The 16,218-nt window shown below is 38.5% G+C and carries 17 protein-coding genes; 4 read left to right on the top strand and 13 right to left on the bottom strand.

Going from position 1 to position 16,218, the window contains the following annotated elements:
* Window position 1 precedes the first annotated feature (1 nt).
* On the bottom strand, window positions 2-763 hold the full coding sequence (locus ACHWSC_RS25390) for an SDR family NAD(P)-dependent oxidoreductase (protein WP_394678699.1): 762 nt from the start codon (window positions 761-763) through the stop codon (window positions 2-4).
* A gap of 215 nt (window positions 764-978) precedes the next feature.
* Between ACHWSC_RS25390 and ACHWSC_RS25385 the strand changes: the two genes are divergently transcribed.
* Window positions 979-1,875 (top strand): helix-turn-helix domain-containing protein, encoded by an 897-nt coding sequence (locus ACHWSC_RS25385; RefSeq protein ID WP_394678698.1) that lies wholly within the window; start codon window positions 979-981, stop codon window positions 1,873-1,875.
* 49 nt (window positions 1,876-1,924) lie between these two features.
* Here the strand turns inward: ACHWSC_RS25385 and ACHWSC_RS25380 are convergent, their stop codons facing one another.
* The 11 genes from ACHWSC_RS25380 to ACHWSC_RS25330 form a co-directional block, all read right to left on the bottom strand.
* Complete coding sequence (locus ACHWSC_RS25380) at window positions 1,925-2,539, bottom strand: TolC family protein (protein ID WP_394678904.1); 615 nt, start codon at window positions 2,537-2,539, stop codon at window positions 1,925-1,927.
* 6 nt (window positions 2,540-2,545) lie between these two features.
* Window positions 2,546-2,956, bottom strand: coding sequence for a hypothetical protein (locus ACHWSC_RS25375; RefSeq protein ID WP_394678697.1), 411 nt, complete (start codon window positions 2,954-2,956; stop codon window positions 2,546-2,548).
* A 224-nt stretch (window positions 2,957-3,180) separates the two neighbouring features.
* Entirely contained in the window at window positions 3,181-4,056 is an 876-nt protein-coding gene (locus ACHWSC_RS25370) for an NAD(P)-dependent oxidoreductase (protein ID WP_394678696.1), read from the bottom strand.
* Complete coding sequence (locus tag ACHWSC_RS25365; protein WP_394678695.1) at window positions 4,046-4,867, bottom strand: RteC domain-containing protein; 822 nt, start codon at window positions 4,865-4,867, stop codon at window positions 4,046-4,048. The genes ACHWSC_RS25370 and ACHWSC_RS25365 overlap by 11 nt, the downstream gene beginning before the upstream one ends.
* Before the next feature lie 412 nt (window positions 4,868-5,279).
* Window positions 5,280-6,341, bottom strand: coding sequence for an NAD(P)-dependent alcohol dehydrogenase (locus tag ACHWSC_RS25360; RefSeq protein ID WP_394678694.1), 1,062 nt, complete (start codon window positions 6,339-6,341; stop codon window positions 5,280-5,282).
* A gap of 23 nt (window positions 6,342-6,364) precedes the next feature.
* Window positions 6,365-6,943 carry a flavodoxin family protein gene (locus ACHWSC_RS25355; protein WP_394678693.1) on the bottom strand — a complete coding sequence of 193 codons (579 nt, stop codon included), beginning with the start codon at window positions 6,941-6,943 and terminating at the stop codon, window positions 6,365-6,367.
* A 108-nt stretch (window positions 6,944-7,051) separates the two neighbouring features.
* Window positions 7,052-8,077, bottom strand: a complete 1,026-nt coding sequence (locus ACHWSC_RS25350; RefSeq protein ID WP_394678692.1) for an SDR family NAD(P)-dependent oxidoreductase — start codon at window positions 8,075-8,077, stop codon at window positions 7,052-7,054.
* A gap of 16 nt (window positions 8,078-8,093) precedes the next feature.
* Window positions 8,094-9,497 carry an NAD-dependent succinate-semialdehyde dehydrogenase gene (locus ACHWSC_RS25345; protein WP_394678691.1) on the bottom strand — a complete coding sequence of 468 codons (1,404 nt, stop codon included), beginning with the start codon at window positions 9,495-9,497 and terminating at the stop codon, window positions 8,094-8,096.
* A 34-nt stretch (window positions 9,498-9,531) separates the two neighbouring features.
* A complete protein-coding gene (locus tag ACHWSC_RS25340) occupies window positions 9,532-10,380 on the bottom strand; it encodes an SDR family oxidoreductase (RefSeq protein ID WP_394678690.1) in 849 nt (282 codons plus the stop codon).
* A 174-nt stretch (window positions 10,381-10,554) separates the two neighbouring features.
* Window positions 10,555-11,436: an aldo/keto reductase gene (locus ACHWSC_RS25335; protein ID WP_394678689.1), complete on the bottom strand. Its 882-nt coding sequence runs from the start codon at window positions 11,434-11,436 to the stop codon at window positions 10,555-10,557.
* A 79-nt stretch (window positions 11,437-11,515) separates the two neighbouring features.
* The gene (locus ACHWSC_RS25330) at window positions 11,516-12,433 is read right to left on the bottom strand and encodes a helix-turn-helix domain-containing protein (protein ID WP_394678688.1); all 918 of its coding nucleotides are present in this window, start codon (window positions 12,431-12,433) and stop codon (window positions 11,516-11,518) included.
* A 209-nt stretch (window positions 12,434-12,642) separates the two neighbouring features.
* Between ACHWSC_RS25330 and ACHWSC_RS25325 the strand changes: the two genes are divergently transcribed.
* Genes ACHWSC_RS25325 through ACHWSC_RS25315 form a run of 3 tightly spaced genes read left to right on the top strand, consistent with a single transcriptional unit; the run spans window position 12,643 to window position 15,587 of the window.
* Complete coding sequence (locus tag ACHWSC_RS25325; RefSeq protein WP_394678687.1) at window positions 12,643-13,503, top strand: DUF3737 family protein; 861 nt, start codon at window positions 12,643-12,645, stop codon at window positions 13,501-13,503.
* Window positions 13,503-14,666 (top strand): MalY/PatB family protein, encoded by a 1,164-nt coding sequence (locus ACHWSC_RS25320; RefSeq protein WP_394678686.1) that lies wholly within the window; start codon window positions 13,503-13,505, stop codon window positions 14,664-14,666. The genes ACHWSC_RS25325 and ACHWSC_RS25320 overlap by 1 nt, the downstream gene beginning before the upstream one ends.
* Window positions 14,667-14,669: 3 nt before the next feature.
* Window positions 14,670-15,587, top strand: coding sequence for a DMT family transporter (locus tag ACHWSC_RS25315; protein ID WP_394678685.1), 918 nt, complete (start codon window positions 14,670-14,672; stop codon window positions 15,585-15,587).
* A gap of 144 nt (window positions 15,588-15,731) precedes the next feature.
* Here the strand turns inward: ACHWSC_RS25315 and ACHWSC_RS25310 are convergent, their stop codons facing one another.
* Entirely contained in the window at window positions 15,732-16,217 is a 486-nt protein-coding gene (locus ACHWSC_RS25310) for a cyclophilin-like fold protein (RefSeq protein WP_394678684.1), read from the bottom strand.
* Between the last annotated feature and the right edge of the window lies 1 nt (window position 16,218).

Here is a 16,218-nt window from a genome sequence, read left to right as displayed (position 1 = left end):
TTTACTGGATGCTGTAACCGCCGTCCACGACCAACGTATGACCGATTACAAAACTCGCTGCATCACTGCACAGGAATACCACAGCATTTGCTATTTCTTCGGGACGTCCCAAACGACCAATAGGTACTCCTTTTAGCATTTCATCAATTACATCTGTCTGACCTCCGCTCAACATGCCATCCAACATTGGTGTATGAATAATACCCGGACAGATGGAGTTAATGCGTATCCCTTTTGAGGCGTATTCCAATGCCGCACTTTTGGTAAGTCCGATTACACCGTGTTTAGCTGCGTGGTACGTGCCCCTTTGCGCTCCCCCTAAGATACCGCCGATGGACGAACAGTTTACAATTGCTCCGCTTCCCTGCTTCCGCATCTGCTGCAACTCGTATTTCATGCAGCTCCACTCGCCACGTAGGTTTATCCCTATCACCCTGTCAAAATCTTCTATCGTTTGGTCTGCTGCATCTGCCAGTACATTTTGGATACCTGCATTGTTATAGGCTGCATCCAGTCTTCCGAATGTTTCCACCGTTTTATCGACCATCGCCTTTACCTGTGCATCATCCGAAACATCACAAACGATAGCAAGTGCTTGATAACCCGCTGCCTTTAACTGTTCTGCTGCTTGGTTTACCATATCCTCATCATAATCAGCCAATGCTACCGATGCCCCGGCCTCTGCGAATGCTTTTGCAGCAGCAAATCCGATACCTTTTGCTGCTCCTGTAATAAGAACAACCTTGTCTTTCATCAGTTTCATAATCAATTCTTTATTTAATGTTGTTGTTAAAATGTTTTTTATATTTACCGTGATTTGCACCACGCTATAAGTTTACAGTACAAAGGTCTCACCTTAGTTATTTATTTCCCTTATACAATCCACGGATTATGCTACCATTTTCACTGATTTGCACCAATTTCCATACTGGGGAAGAAATAATGGATAAATTTGTATTGATTTTAAACGCAATTAAAATGGACGATATTTTAAGAATTGATACAGTTAGCGAGCATGATGCTTTTTACCATAAGGAGAATTTGCATCCATTAGTGAGCATTATGGATTTTGACGGCAGAGTGCCGGAAATCTATGCGTCCAAAATGAATTTTGGTTTTTATGCCGTGTATTTAAAGGAAGTGGTGTGCGGTGATATGAAATACGGAAAACATACCTATGACTATCAGGATAGGACATTGGTTTTTGTTGCTCCGGGGCAAATCATCAACGTGGATATTAACAAGGATTATAAACCGCAGGGCTACGCACTGCTGTTCCATCCCGACCTGATACGTGGCACATCTTTGGGCAGGCAGATTGATGAATATACGTTCTTTTCCTACCAATCGAATGAAGCCTTGCACCTATCCGAAAGGGAAAGAAAGATTGTACTTGATTGTTTCGACAAAATCAAGTACGAACTGGAACGGGGTATGGACAAGCATAGCAGGATGCTGATTGCCTCCAACATTGAACTGTTTTTAAATTACTGTGTACGTTTTTACGAACGCCAGTTCATTACCCGCAATGAGGTAAACAATGATATTTTAGTACAGTTTGAAAAGCTGTTGGGTGAATATTATCAATCGGACAAGCCGCAAACAATAGGCTTGCCGTCTGTTACCTATTGTGCAGAGCAATTAAACCTTTCTACCAATTATTTCGGTGATTTGATAAAAAAGGAAACGGGTAAAACTGCTTTAGAATATGTCCAATTAAAAATAATGGCTTTGGCTAAACAGAAGATATTGGACAACAAAAATACCATTAATGAGATTGCCTACGAATTAGGGTTTAAATATCCAGCACATTTTACGAGGGCTTTCAAAAAGAGTACGGGCGTAACGCCCATTGAATACAGGTCATCGAATTAAGGTGTGCGTTGGTTTAGACGAATAAAGAAAGGGCTTTTTATGCCGATCCCTAAAAGATAATTTTGACGGTTGGGAGCATTCCATCAAAGGAATTGCCGGTAAAGGAATTTTGATTTGAATCATAATCTGCCCTAAAACCAGATCCTCTAAATTGATGGACTCCAATTAGGGAAAGTGTGGGCCAAAAATTCTTTTGGAAAAGCTCTGTTTGTTCTTCACTTATTGTTACTCTACTTTTAAAATATTGTCTTATTGGATGATTATCTCCTTCATTAGAAACTTCAAGTAGATGTATAATATCGGGTTCTCGACTTACAAATAATGTGTCAGTTTGAAAGTCCTGTAATTCGTATCCGATGATTTTTGCAAGCTCGTTATTCTGAATTTTCACTTGCTCTTTTGCTTGGTTCAGAACAATATTTGCACGAGAAACCTCTGCTGAAGCCATTGTGGAATCCACTCCGGGAAGCAGTCCTCCTTTCGCTCTGGTGGCGATGTTATGACGAAGACTTACAGCTCTCTCCAAGTTTCTTTCTTGAGAGGTTACTAACCTTTGACTTGCCAGAAGATTAAGATATGCTGTTGCAATCTTTATTTTATGTCTGAAAACTTCTTGTTCATAATCAAGCTCGGATTGCTCAGCTTCCTTTCCCGCAACTTTTATTCGTTGTTATACCCTGCCAAAAGTGTAAAAATCCCAATTGAGATTTACTAAGTAAAGTGCTCCAAAAGCGGCATTCCAATTTTGCTCCGGCAAAGGAAGCCCAGAGGAGGAAACGCCCAATCCGCCCAATCCGTAAAGTGGACCGTTTTGCCCGTTAATTGTCCCATAAGATTGCTGGGCAGAAAGATTCAGATTGGGAAGATAATCTCGTTTCACACGGGCGACTCTTTCCTGTGATGCTTCAGCGTATAACTGTTTTGCTGTAAGCGTTCCGTAGTTTTCTACTCCTTGTTCTATAGCATCCTTAAGTGATAAAGATTGAGCAAAACATACATTTGAGATTGCCAAAGTATACGCAATGAATACTTTCGTAAATATCTTATAGATAGATGTAGATGTTTCTATATGTGAAGTCAATAGCCTATTTTTTGCTTTTAAAATTTATAAAATGTGCGCATCGGTAATTGCAGAAACAATTTGCATTTATTACCAACTAATATTTTTTACAAATTTTGTAAAGATTGCTTACAATGACTTTATACAGAACACTGATTTATTTACCAATTTTACTTATTCGTAATATTTTTTATTTAGTCAACTCAATTTGTTCGAGTAATCGGTAATTAATAAATCTTAAAAAACTAGCGCTTATTTTCGACATTTTTCAAGAATTCTATAACAGAAATGACATCTTTTTCACCATATCCATGGTCGCTGGCTTTTTGAAAAACATCAAGAACTGTTTTACCTGTAGGTGAAGTTGCTTCGGTGCATGATGCTAATTTTATATCTTTCAGCATAAGATTTAAACTAAATGCGGGCTTATAATCGCTCTTCAGTAGCATTGGAGTTTTTACTAATGTAGCTCCGCTTCCGCTAGCGCTTTCGTTTATAATTTCAAGCATGTCACTTCTATCTATACCTAAATGATCAGAAAGTAATACGGTTTCTGCAAGACCTTCATAAATGATAGATAAAAAATAGTTTATTGATATTTTAGCAGCTAGACCTTTTCCATTGGGACCAAGATATTTTACCTTTTTGCCCATTTTCTCCAGATATGGAAGTGCACGGTGCAAATTTATTTCAGTACCACCAACCATAATTATGAGTTTTCCCTCTTCCGCAGGTTTTGTACTTCCAGCCACAGGTGCATCCAGAAAATGCCCACCTTTACTATTTATCAAAGTGCAAATTTTTTGCGACATATCAATAGATATGGTACTCATATCTACAAATAATTTACCTTCAATTTCATTTTCAACAATTTCATTGTAAACACGCTCTACTGCTTCATCATTAGTTAACATTGTAAAGATTAAAGTGGCATTTTTTACTAGATCAGCGATATCCGCGCATACCGTTGAATTTTGAACAAAATCGGCTGCCCTAACTGCGGTTCTATTATAAACAGATAATTCAAAGCCTGCGTATTCAAGGTTTTTTGCCATCGGATGGCCCATATTTCCAAGTCCAATAAACCCTACTTTTTCTTGAATCTTATTTTTATTTTTCATCTTGTTCATCCATTTTGTGTATCAAACTATCCTTTAATGCATCGATAAATTTGGTACGATTAATTTTTCTGTTTTTGAGTTCCATATATGTATGATAAAAATCCCCTAAATCGATATTAAAAAGACTTTCGAATGATTTTGCTATTAATTTAATATCGCTAGTACCATTATCAAAAACTCCCTGTGAGTGAAGTGCATAAATTAATTCAATCAGAGATGTTTTATTTGCGGTCCAATTTAATACTACTTGGGATTTTTTTTTTAGATCATTTGATAATTGATCTTCAATATAAACCTGAATAAGGTCATTTGCTATAATTTTTGCAACTTTGTAATCATGTGAGGTTGAAAAGCTGTGATCTGCTTCAAAATAATAAGTATCAAGACTTAATTTAATATCATATTTATCTCTCACGAAATATGTTTGATCAAGATAGGTACTAGCTGTTCGATAATATTTATAGAATTCAAGATTGTTATCAAAATATCTTCTTAATTTGGACAACTCATGGTTAAGGTATTTACGAATGTTTTTTTCGCCACCATGAGGCTTTTTCATTTCAATCTTGTAAATTGTATTATAATAAATAAGTTTTGAAAGAATTGATGGTTTTAATTTCTTAAAAAAGAGAATTTCTTCCTCTTCACTCGTAAACCCTCTTTTGAGGATGAATTGTTTTATATCATTCATCCTTTCTAATATTAAGCTTATTGCTATTTCATAAAGATGAATAGAATTATCAAGTTCTATACTTAACTCTTCAAGTTGTTCATTTAATTTATCAATTACCTCCGCGCAATAATTATTCATTGATTTGGTTCTATTTTCAAAAATCTTTTTTTTGCAAACATGTTCGATCTAATACCAGGTGATCGGAGAAATTCCACATCTGTTCCAAAGTAATCAGATCTGAAGTAATCCACCGACAACAACAGCAGTAACATCTACCTTATCTATGCAAGGTTTATATAAAATATAAGTCCTATCATAATTGCTTAAATCATTGTATTTATGAATAACAGCATTTAATCCTTTTCATCAAGTTAAAAGACAGTTCGCTAAAGTAATATTCCAGATTGCATAGATGGGCATGGATTTGTATATCATCGACTTAGACACTTCAATAAGGTTATGGATAAATATCAATTTTTTTAGCGTTCAAATACGAGTTTTTGAAATATCATTTGAGAGACTGAATGCTTCTTTAGAGAAATATCAAAAATTAAATAATTAAATTTTTCAGCGAAGCCATATCTATTACAAAACGATATTTAACATCACCTTTTAGTAAGCGTTCATATGCTTCGTTGATGTAGTCGATATTGATTAATTCGATATCAGACGTGATGTTATGTTGTCCGCAAAAGTCAAGCATTTCTTGTGTTTCCGCGATACCGCCAATAGCAGAACCTGCAAAGCTTTTTCTTCCCATAATTAAGCTGAAGGCTGCTATAGGTACAGGATTTTCGGGGGCTCCAACAAGTGCAAGCGCGCCATCTCTTTTTACTAAAGAGATATAAGTATTAATATCGTGTTCTGCTGAAATACAATCCAATAGAAAATCCAAAGTACCTCTATGCTTTTGCATTTGTTCAGGGTCTTTGGAGATGATAACCTCATCAGCACCTAATCTTTTTGCATCTTCAATTTTAGAAGGAGATGTTGTAATTACGACCACGTGAGCGCCCATTGCTTTCGCTAACTTAACACCCATATGTCCTAATCCTCCAATACCTGCAATTCCTACTTTTTTACCGGGTCCTACATTCCAATGGCGCAATGGTGAATAAGTAGTAATACCAGCACACAATAATGGTGCGACAGCTGCAAGATCAAGATTTTCAGGAACGTGAAGCACATAATTTTCATCCACAACTACTTTTTCTGAATAACCGCCGTAGGTTACACCACCCAAATATTTATCCGGGCTGTTATAAGTGCCTTCAATTCCATTTTCACAATATTGTTCCAATCCTTCCTTGCAGGATTCACATTCGCGGCAACTATCGACCATGCATCCCACACCAGCAAGATCACCAACCTTAAATTTTGTTACATGGTCGCCAACCGCTGTGATTCGTCCTACAATTTCATGTCCTGGAACACATGGATATACGGTATTATGCCATTCACCACGTGCCTGATGCAGGTCCGAATGACACACGCCACAATATAAAATTTCAATCTGAACGTCATGAGGCGTTAAATTTCTCCTTTCAATAGGTAACTGTTTTAACGGTGCATCGCTTGCTTCTGTACCGAATGCTTTTATTGTTGTACTCATAATTAGTATTTTTATTTAGTGGTTTATTGTTGTGCCGCAAATTTTAATGCAAGGTTAGCTACCCGCTTTCCTAAAATTTCACCTGTAAGTTTGTCTTCTTTGCCTGGTGCAATATCTACTGGTTCTGTATTTGCCATAGCCATAGCGCCTCCCCAACTTGCAAGACGGTTTATGCCGTTGGGTTGCATAGGTAATTCACCAAGGCTTATCCATATCATTGCGTGTTGCATCGCTAACGTTTGCAGGTATTGTAAAGTATATGCCTTGTCTCCGCTTGGTGTGCCGGAAACGGTAAAGCCGGCAGCAAATTTATCTTTCCATTTCTGGGAGGCCCATTGTGAAACCGTTGCATCTGCAAATGCTTTGAATTGTGCTGAGATGTTTCCCATATAAGTTGGAGAACCGAAAATAATAGCATCGCTTTCATCTAATTTTGCCATTACTTCATCATTGCGGTAGCGCCCTTCAATGATGTCCTTCCCCTCAATGGAAATAAGATGAGTTGTTACTCCAGATACAGAAATTGCACCTTTCTCAACTGATTTTGCTAATTCGGCTGTATGTCCAGCTCCTGAAAAATAGATTATGGATACTGTTGTCATTTTATTTGTTTAAGAGGCAATTGCCTATGTCAATATTATTTGATAAAAGGGAAAATCAATTTTTAAACTAACAATTAAGTATATGTTTGAATTGGTGTAGATCTAACCTTAACGAACGTCAAACTTTGTTCCTGTTAATTCCTCACTCAAAACCCAAAGTTTTTTTGCTGCTTCTTTTTCCAGTGCAAATGGCATTACCCCTTCAAGTCTTTTAGAACCAGGTATTTCAGCAAATGCATTGCCTGTAAATAAATCTATTTCCGCGATTTCTGTATTTTCACAATAAACACCACCTACTTTGTCTAATTTTGGATTAGTTGCACACCAAACTGTAGTAGATGCACCCTGGGCGATGGTCTTCAGCCCTCTTGAAGGGTCACGTATCACATTGCCTTCAGCATCCATTACCTGCATACCGATCAGCTCTTCCTTTGTCATATTACGGATAAGATCTGTATCTATGATCCCGCCGGGGTGTAAGGAATAGGAACGTACATCATATTCGCTTCCAAGGCTGTCCAATTCAAGTGAAAATAAGATGTTGGCCGTTTTGGATTGTCCATAGCCAACCATTGGCTGGTACTCTGTTTTTTCAAAGTTTGGATCATCGAAAAGGATGGGTGAAAAGTGATGCCCCCAGGAAGAAACATTGACCACTCTGGCTCCTTCAGCATTCCTAAGGGCAGGCCATAATAGAGCAGTAAGCTGAAAATGTCCCAGATAATTTGTTGAAAACTGCGACTCATAACCTCGGGAATCCCTTCGAAGCGGAACCCACATAATACCGGCATTATTAATCAACAGATGAAGTTGTTCATTTCCAGCAAGAAATTTTTCAGCAAAATTTATTATCGAAGAAGGTTCCATCAGGTTCATTTCCTCGATTTGTACATTGCTTATTCCACTAAGGTTCTTTTTTGCTTTTTCCAAATCCCTCGCCGGCACGATTACCTTAGCTCCCGCTTCAGTGAATACCCTTGTGGTTTCTAACCCAATACCAGCATAACCTCCAGTTACAATAGCTGTTTTACCAGACAGGTCAATCCCTTTAATTACTTCTGATGCCGTCGATGCCGCATCAAATCCCGAAAAAATTTTATGCTGTAAAGCACCTTCATAATTATTCTTATTCATCTTTAATTCCTTATTCTTAGTATGCTTTATCCGGACTTGTAGTTCTGATAAGTTTAGCATTGACAAATTCATAAATTGCCGCAGGAGATTGCTCCCTGCCGTAACCTGACTGTTTTGTACCTCCAAATGGAAGTTCCGGGGCGATACCGGTAACATGGTTGATGTAAACCATTCCTGTATCAATCCTTCTAGCCACTTCTTGCGCTCTTTTTATATCGGTGCCGAATACAGAGCCTCCAAGGCCAAATTCCGTTGCGTTTGCAATTTCTATAGCTTCATCAATGGTCTTATAAACATACATCATGAAAACCGGCCCAAAGATCTCTTCTTTGTAGGCATCCATATCTGGAGTAATTCCCGTAATTAGCGTAGGCTCTACAAAAGATCCGGAAGATTGTGTCCGTTTTCCTCCTGTTACGATGGTTGCTCCCTGTGCTGAAGCCTTGTCTATCTGGCTTATAACATCGTTGGCAGCTTTTTCGCTACTCAAAGGCGCTACATCTGTTGATTCATCCATTGGATCGCCTATTTTAAGTCCTGCAAATAGCGTTTCTACTTTTTCCAGGAATGCATCTGCAATGGTTTCAGCAACTATCACACGTTTTGGCGATACACATACCTGTCCCGCATTCCACATACGTCCATATACGGTAGTTTTTGCTGCTGTTTCAATATCAGCATCGTCCAGAACAATAAATGGGTCGCTACCTCCGAGTTCCAGTGTTGATTTTTTAAGTTTGGAACCGGCAGCCCCGGCAATGCTGGCTCCCGCCGGCGCGCTTCCCGTAAGGGTCACTGCTTTGATGGCAGGGTTAGACACAAGTCTTTCCACAGCTTTCCCTTGAATGAATATATTATTATATACACCTTGAGGCAGTCCTGCTTCCAAGAAAATGTCTTCCATAACTTTGGCACATTGCGGTACATTGGAGGCATGTTTTAGCACCATGGTATTTCCTGCCATCAGATTGGGAGCAGCAGAGCGGGTTATTTGGTAAAATGGAAAATTCCATGGCTGAACGCTTAGCAATACACCAAGTGGCTCATAACTCAGGAACGCTTCACCATGGGCAACTTCCAAAGGTGAATCAGAGAGAAAAGACGCTGCATTGTCTGCATAATAATCGAAAATATTAGCTGAAAGTTCTACTTCCGCAATGCTTTCACGAAGGAGTTTTCCCATTTCCTTTGTCGCAAGAATCCCCAGTTCGGTTTTTCGTTCACGGAGGATGGATGCTACTTTCTTTATAATGATGGCGCGTTGTGCAAACGGAACCTTTCTCCATGTTTGAAATGCAATATCTGCATTTTGAATAATGGCGTCCACCTGAGCATCCTCCATTTCAATAAATTCTTTTTCAAGTTCGTTATTGAATGGGTTGATAGACTTTATTGTACTTTTTTTAATTGTATCAGGCATAATTTTAATTGTTTTGGTTAATATTTAGAACCTATTAAAAACCGATAGATAATGAATCTTCTTTCCATGTTTCCAACGCACTTTTTAATGTATCAATCTTGGCATTGGCAGCCTTGTATACATCTTCTCCTATAAAATAATGCAGTGGTGGATTGTCTAGAGAACTGATTTTGAGAAGCAGTGCGGCTGCCTTTTCAGGATCTCCCATCTGTTGCCCATTCATTTGCTCTTTGGCCATCTGCTCGTTTTGACGAACAGAAATATAATCAGCAATTGGGCTTTGGGGAGACATTATTGACCCTTGCGAAAGGAAGCTGGTACGCATATGCCCTGGATAGACAAGTGTGACCTTTATTCCAAACTCCTTAACTTCAGCTGCCAGCGCTTCGGTAAGCCCAGCCACGGCAAATTTTGCAGAACAGTACACTCCCCATCCCGGAATATAGCCTTGAATACCTGCCATGGAAGAGATATTCATGATATGCCCTTTTCTCTGCTTGCGCAGGTAAGGCATTACAGCCCGTATCACATTCAACATCCCTAACACATTGATCTCGAAGCTTTTTCTTGCCTCTGCATCGCTTAGTTCTTCTAGTGTGCCGATTTGCCCAAAGCCTGCATTATTAACCACAACATCCAGTCCCTCAAAATGGCGTACTGTTTCAGTAACTCCATCTTGTACACTCTTTTCATTGTTTAAATCAACAGCAAGAGGTAAAAAATATTCCGACATCGGTCCTAATTCGTTCTCTAACGCCTCTACATCACGGGTAGTCGCTGCCACTTTGTGACCTAAGGCCAAAAGTTGTTTGGTCAAAATTAAACCCAATCCCTTGGATGCTCCTGTGATCAACCATGTTTTAGCTGTGTGTATATCTGTCATTTCTGTATGTTTTAAAATTTATACAAATTTTATGTAAAGGTAGATACCTTTGACGCTTTCTTGTTAAGAGGATTCATACCAATACTTATGAATTTCAAACCAGGTTTATCAAAAGAAAAGCATCTGATATACAGTATATCAAATGCTTTATTGAATCGATCCTGATTAATTAATTTAACCAAGGAATTGCATATCCTCCTGCGTAAGGTTAACATCGAGAGCCTTTATGTTTTCCTCAAAATGCTTTAGTTTGGAAGTGCCCGGGATGGGTAGTATAAGGTCATTGTAGTGTAATAGCCATGCAAGATTAATTATTGTTTCGGAAGTATTGTATTTTTTTGCAATGACAGCTATTTTGTCCTCCCCCTCAGCCTTTGCATTTTGCAGGGACCAATAAGGTACCATCGGAATCTTGTTATCGATACAGATGTCCATAACTTCTTGCAGGCCTCTGACTTCTACGCCATGCATCTGGAAAGTAGTGCGCTGTCCATATCCGAAAGCATTTTCCACACTTGCAATATTTCCCATGTTCAAAGCCTTGGTCAGTTCCTGAACTCCTACACAGCTGACTCCCAAGTGAAGAATTTTTCCTTCTTGTTGCAGCTTGAACATTTCTTCCATTGAAGCTTCGAAGGGTGTTGGTGAACCCGGCATATATCTAAAATGTACTAATGGAATACGTTCAAGTTTCAGTGTGGCGAGATTTTTTTCGATGCTCGTCCTAAGATTTTCGGGCTTGTCAAAAAAATGCCAGTCCCTCAGCGAGGTTCTTGCAGGGCCGACCTTGGTGCATAGCAGAAGGTCATCAGCATATGGATAAAGAGCCTCCGCTATTAAACGGTTGGTCACATCTTCTCCGTAGAAGTCTGCTGTGTCTATAAAGCTTATGCCATTTTCTATGGTTGCCTTAAGTACCTTTAACGCCTCATCCTTGTCTTTGGGTTCACCCCAGCCATGTTCTGCGGTAAGTCTCATTGTACCGTATCCAAATCGCTTTATGGTTAACGGTTCATCGGTATTTGCCCCGATCGTGATGGTTTTACTAATGCTCATAATTGAAATCTTTTATCATACAAATTTGATAAAGAAATATCTCAATTACTTGCGAATTTCAAAGAATGGTTTGCAAAAATCACAGAACATTACTTTCCCTGAAACTGGTCGGGGTGAATGAGGTGTTCTTTTTAAAAAAATTAGAAAAATGTGCAAGCTCCTCAAATCCCAGACTGTATGCAATTTCTGATATCTGCCAATTAGAATTGCGTAGTAAGATCTTTGCTTCGTTGGCAATCCGGTTATTGATAAACTCGGTTGTGGTCTTGCCCGTTTTTTCCTTTACAACCATGTTAAGATGGTTGATATGTACGGACAGCTTACGTGCGTAGTCTATTGCAGAGAGAAGGGATAATCTTTGTATGGGTGATTCTATTGGAAATTGCCTTTCCAGCAGTTCAATGAATAGGCCAACAATTCTGGATGATGCGTCTTTTGTAGCGTAAAGACTCGTTGATGTCATTTTCTTTTGGGCAAAATGTATGATCTCCAGAACAAGGTTTCTAATCAGATCATATTTAAACGCATAATCAGAACCTATTTCTTCATGGATTTGAATAAATAAGTTATTTATTTTTTTTGATTCTTTTGCGGACAAAGCAAATACAGGTCGCGAACCTGATTTGAAGACGGGTAATTCATCCAAAAGGAAACCGCTTTTGTTCCGTATCAAAAACTCGTCCGTAAAAATGCAGATGTGTCCTTTTTGCTCAGCATTTTGAGGAAGCCAATTGGATGGGTACTTCGGTGTGGCAAATAATAAAGTATCCCCCTTGATCTCAAAACTTTCATCTGAAAATTGCACAATATTGTGTCCTTTTTTAAGAGCTATCTTATAAAAGACACGATTGTTGTAAGGCACATAAGGTTTGCCTTGGTGTTTGGCCACCATTACCCCAATATCGAACACGTTAAAGTGTCCAATGTCATTACTTATTCCTGAAGGTAATAGATTGTAAGGCTGTTCAAAATGTTCAGGGAGATCTTTATTGTTCATGTTGTACTATTTGCGAAAATCAAAGATATGAAAGTTACGCACTACACTTATAAGCTGAATTTAAAAATTGCATTAGATTATGTTAATCCGTAAAAATGGTAAATACATCCGTGTTCTGTATAAACAGATAATGGACATTACTTTACAATTTTGTGATAACAAGAATAGTACACAAAACTGCCAGTATTTTACAGCAGAACAATAACAATATGGATTTAATAAATAATAGATTTTATGAAGGGGAGCGCCCTTTATATGGATCAAAAGACCTTAGATTAGAAAATGTGAAATTTTATCCCGGAGAGTCAGCTCTAAAGGAATCCCAGAACATTATTGCACGCGATTGTTACTTTATGTGCAAATATCCATTCTGGCACAACAATAATACGGTGATTGAAAAAAGCCATTTTACCGTTTACAGCAGGGCTGCGATCTGGTATTCCAAAAATATACGTATGGTTGATTCTGTAGTGGAAGCACCTAAAATGTTCCGGGAGGTAGATGGCCTTTTTCTCGAAAACGTGAAGTTGCCCGATGCAGGAGAAACCTGTTGGAACTGTCGCAACATTGAAATGAAAAATGTCGAAGCGAAAAATGCACCTTACATCTTTATGAATTGTGTCAACATCAAAATTGATGGATTAAAGTTAGAAGGTGATTACTCTTTCCAAGATGCCAAAAATGTTGAGATCCGCAATTCTTATCTTGATTCTAAAGATGCATTTTGGAAAACTGAAAACGTAACGGTATATGATTCGGTGATTATTGGCGAATATCTCGGCTGGCATTCCAAAAACCTTCGTCTTGTCAATTGCAAGATTGGCGGGACGCAACCACTATGCTACAATACTGATCTAATACTGGAAAACTGTGAGTTTATGGATGATTGTGATTTAGCTTTTGAATATAGTACGTTGAATGCCGATATAAACAACAACATTGTAAGCATTAAGAATCCTTTAGGAGGGAAGATCAGGGCATTAAGTATTGGTGAAATCATCCTGGACGAAAACTTAAGGAATGCCGGAGGTTGTGAAATTGATGTCGCCGAACAGCTAAATGAAATATAATGACATACAATTTCGACGAGATCATTTCCCGCAAACATACCAATTCTTATAAATGGGATTTGGATGAAGACCAAAATGTTTTGCCGATGTGGGTGGCCGATATGGATTTTAAAACTGCTCCTGCGGTTATTGATGCATTGGCAAAGCGTGTGCAGCACGGTATTTTCGGTTACACCAAAGTGCCAGAAGCATATTACGAAGCCGTGGTAGATTGGTTTGAGAAGCGCCATCGTTTCCGATTCAAAAAAGAACACCTTTTGTACACTTCTGGTGTGGTACCGGCACTTTCGGCCATTATAAAGGCGCTCACCATTCCCGGAAACCAAGTCATTGTGCAAAGCCCGGTGTATAATCTATTCTTCACCTCCATTAAAAACAATGGTTGCGAGGTAGTGTCCAACAATCTGTTGTATAAGAACGGAAATTATCACATTGATTTTGAGGATTTGGAAGAAAAAGCTAAAAATCCCAATGCTACGATGATGTTGCTTTGTAGCCCCCACAATCCGGCCGGCAGAGTATGGACAAAAGATGAATTGATAAGGATCGGCGAAATATGTTACCGAAATAATGTGATTGTGGTAGCTGATGAAATACATTGCGATCTGGTACATCCAGGCCATTTTCACGTTCCATTTGCATCAATCAGCGAAGAATTTTATCAAAAATCCATTACTTGTTCTTCGCCAAGCAAAGCCTTCAATATAGCCGGTTTGCAAATTGCCAACATTCTCGTGTCTGATGATATTTACAGGCAAAAGATAGATAAAGCATTGAATATTAACGAAGTTTGTGATGTGGGTGTTTTTGGTATAGAAGCATTAATCGCTGCTTACACCGATGGGGAGGATTGGCTGAACCAGCTTAATGAATATATTTTTGAAAACTATCTCTGCGTAAAAAATTATTTTGCACAGCATCTACCACAATTTACGTTGGCACCTTTAGAAGCTACCTATTTGGTTTGGATAGATTGCAGCACCTTTGGAAAGCCCGCAAGCGAAATCGTAAAAACGTTATTGGATACTCAAAATTTGAGACTGAACGAGGGAAAGATTTTTGGTGATATGGATGATCATTTTATTCGGATGAACATTGCCTGTCCCAGAGCATTGCTAATGGAAGGACTTTCAAGAATTAAACAGGTACTTGAACAAAATTAACCATTGAACATTACGGAAAACAAAAAGCTACATATCATTATTGCTTATCTCCTTATCTATGTAGTTTGGGGCTCAACCTATTATTTTATTGGGGTGGCACTAAATGATTTTCCTCCCTTTTTGCTCGGAGCGATACGCTTCTTACTTGCAGGATTAATACTTTTGGTTTGGTGCATAGCCAAAAGACAACCGATTTTTAATATACGGCTAGTATGGCAATCGGCGATCAGTGGGATCATTTTACTGTTTATAGATATGGCAGTAATCATGGTTGCCCAACAATATGTCAACAGTAGCTTGGTAGCTATCATCGCTTCTTCCACTGCTGTTTGGATTGTCTTGCTGGATATACCATTATGGAAGAAAAATTTCCATCATCCATTTAAAATTATCGGTCTTGTTTTGGGATTTCTGGGTGTTGGGATGCTGTACCTTGAACAACACTGGCAAAATCAGTCAGATACCATCAAAGATAAGGGCATCTTTATCTTGATTATAGGCTGCATCTCGTGGGCATTGGGAACACTATTAACCAAAAGATTTTCATCACAAAACTCTAATGCCTTGTCTTCTTCTGCATGGCAGATGATTTTTGCTTCAATTGCTTTTTGGATAGCCGCCACTGTAAAACAGGAATTCTCAATCATTCAGTGGAAGGAAATAACTTGGCTTTCCTGGGGTTCATTGGCTTATCTGGTTTTCTTCGGATCCATTTTAGCGTACTCGGCATATGTCTGGTTGTTAAAAGTAAGACCGGCGGCAGAAGTTGGAACTCATGCCTATGTTAATCCGGTCATCGCCCTTGTATTCGGTGTGACCCTTGGAAATGAAAATGTAACATGGTTACAGATTGTTGGTTTGCTGATTATTTTATTGGGCGTGTATATGGTAACAGGAATTAGGAAAAAAGAAAAATGCTGATTTGGAAAAGACAGAGAGGAGATTATACACGTAACGAATATAAAATTAAATTAACGGATCTTTTTCATTAATCACAAGGTATGGTCAATGCCATTTGACTTGTATTCCAAATAATTAAGCCCAAAACAATCGCACTTTTTATATCTATTCTGATTTCAATTGTTCAAATCGTACTTGAATATCGCCTGAACCTAAAGCGGCTTCGAGTTCTTTGGGATTGTCTACTGTACCCAATTTCACATAGCTATAGGGGCTACTAAATGTTTTGTAAAATAGTACAAGGCATTTATAGTCCGCATCCCAAAGCATTATATCGCCTGCATGGATGGTACCAGGAGTAAGCGCCTTACCAGGCAACTTTTTCGACAGGTGACCATATTTCTCATTTTTGTGCAACTCGGTCATTTCTAATGTCAATGGTAACATTTCCACAAATGCCCGAGTGGTAACATTGTCTATCATTGTGGCGACAATAATTTTATCGCCAACTATTATATTTAGCTTCATATTTTTCACATTTGTAAGACTATCTATTGAAGTTTTATGACCTGTTGCATCGACCCGTTTACAGGCAGATGCTTGTAAACAGGTTGACACGAACATCAGCGTATATAGCAGCGTTTTTTTCATT

The organism is uncultured Sphingobacterium sp., from assembly GCF_964277905.1.
Taxonomy (GTDB): domain Bacteria; phylum Bacteroidota; class Bacteroidia; order Sphingobacteriales; family Sphingobacteriaceae; genus Sphingobacterium; species Sphingobacterium siyangense.
The sequence above is the reverse complement of the archived record's forward strand: the minus strand, read 5'-3'. Positions and strand labels throughout refer to the sequence as shown.

What these genes read in the sequence shown, in the direction of transcription:
- ACHWSC_RS25390 (WP_394678699.1), bottom strand. Translation starts at nt 763, where the DNA reads ATGAAACTGATGAAAGACAAGGTTGTTCTTATTACAGGAGCAGCAAAA.
- ACHWSC_RS25385 (WP_394678698.1), top strand. Translation starts at nt 979, where the DNA reads ATGGACGATATTTTAAGAATTGATACAGTTAGCGAGCATGATGCTTTT.
- ACHWSC_RS25370 (WP_394678696.1), bottom strand. Translation starts at nt 4,056, where the DNA reads ATGAAAAATAAAAATAAGATTCAAGAAAAAGTAGGGTTTATTGGACTT.
- ACHWSC_RS25365 (WP_394678695.1), bottom strand. Translation starts at nt 4,867, where the DNA reads ATGAATAATTATTGCGCGGAGGTAATTGATAAATTAAATGAACAACTT.
- ACHWSC_RS25360 (WP_394678694.1), bottom strand. Translation starts at nt 6,341, where the DNA reads ATGAGTACAACAATAAAAGCATTCGGTACAGAAGCAAGCGATGCACCG.
- ACHWSC_RS25355 (WP_394678693.1), bottom strand. Translation starts at nt 6,943, where the DNA reads ATGACAACAGTATCCATAATCTATTTTTCAGGAGCTGGACATACAGCC.
- ACHWSC_RS25350 (WP_394678692.1), bottom strand. Translation starts at nt 8,077, where the DNA reads ATGAATAAGAATAATTATGAAGGTGCTTTACAGCATAAAATTTTTTCG.
- ACHWSC_RS25345 (WP_394678691.1), bottom strand. Translation starts at nt 9,497, where the DNA reads ATGCCTGATACAATTAAAAAAAGTACAATAAAGTCTATCAACCCATTC.
- ACHWSC_RS25340 (WP_394678690.1), bottom strand. Translation starts at nt 10,380, where the DNA reads ATGACAGATATACACACAGCTAAAACATGGTTGATCACAGGAGCATCC.
- ACHWSC_RS25335 (WP_394678689.1), bottom strand. Translation starts at nt 11,436, where the DNA reads ATGAGCATTAGTAAAACCATCACGATCGGGGCAAATACCGATGAACCG.
- ACHWSC_RS25330 (WP_394678688.1), bottom strand. Translation starts at nt 12,433, where the DNA reads ATGAACAATAAAGATCTCCCTGAACATTTTGAACAGCCTTACAATCTA.
- ACHWSC_RS25325 (WP_394678687.1), top strand. Translation starts at nt 12,643, where the DNA reads ATGGATTTAATAAATAATAGATTTTATGAAGGGGAGCGCCCTTTATAT.
- ACHWSC_RS25320 (WP_394678686.1), top strand. Translation starts at nt 13,503, where the DNA reads ATGACATACAATTTCGACGAGATCATTTCCCGCAAACATACCAATTCT.
- ACHWSC_RS25310 (WP_394678684.1), bottom strand. Translation starts at nt 16,217, where the DNA reads ATGAAAAAAACGCTGCTATATACGCTGATGTTCGTGTCAACCTGTTTA.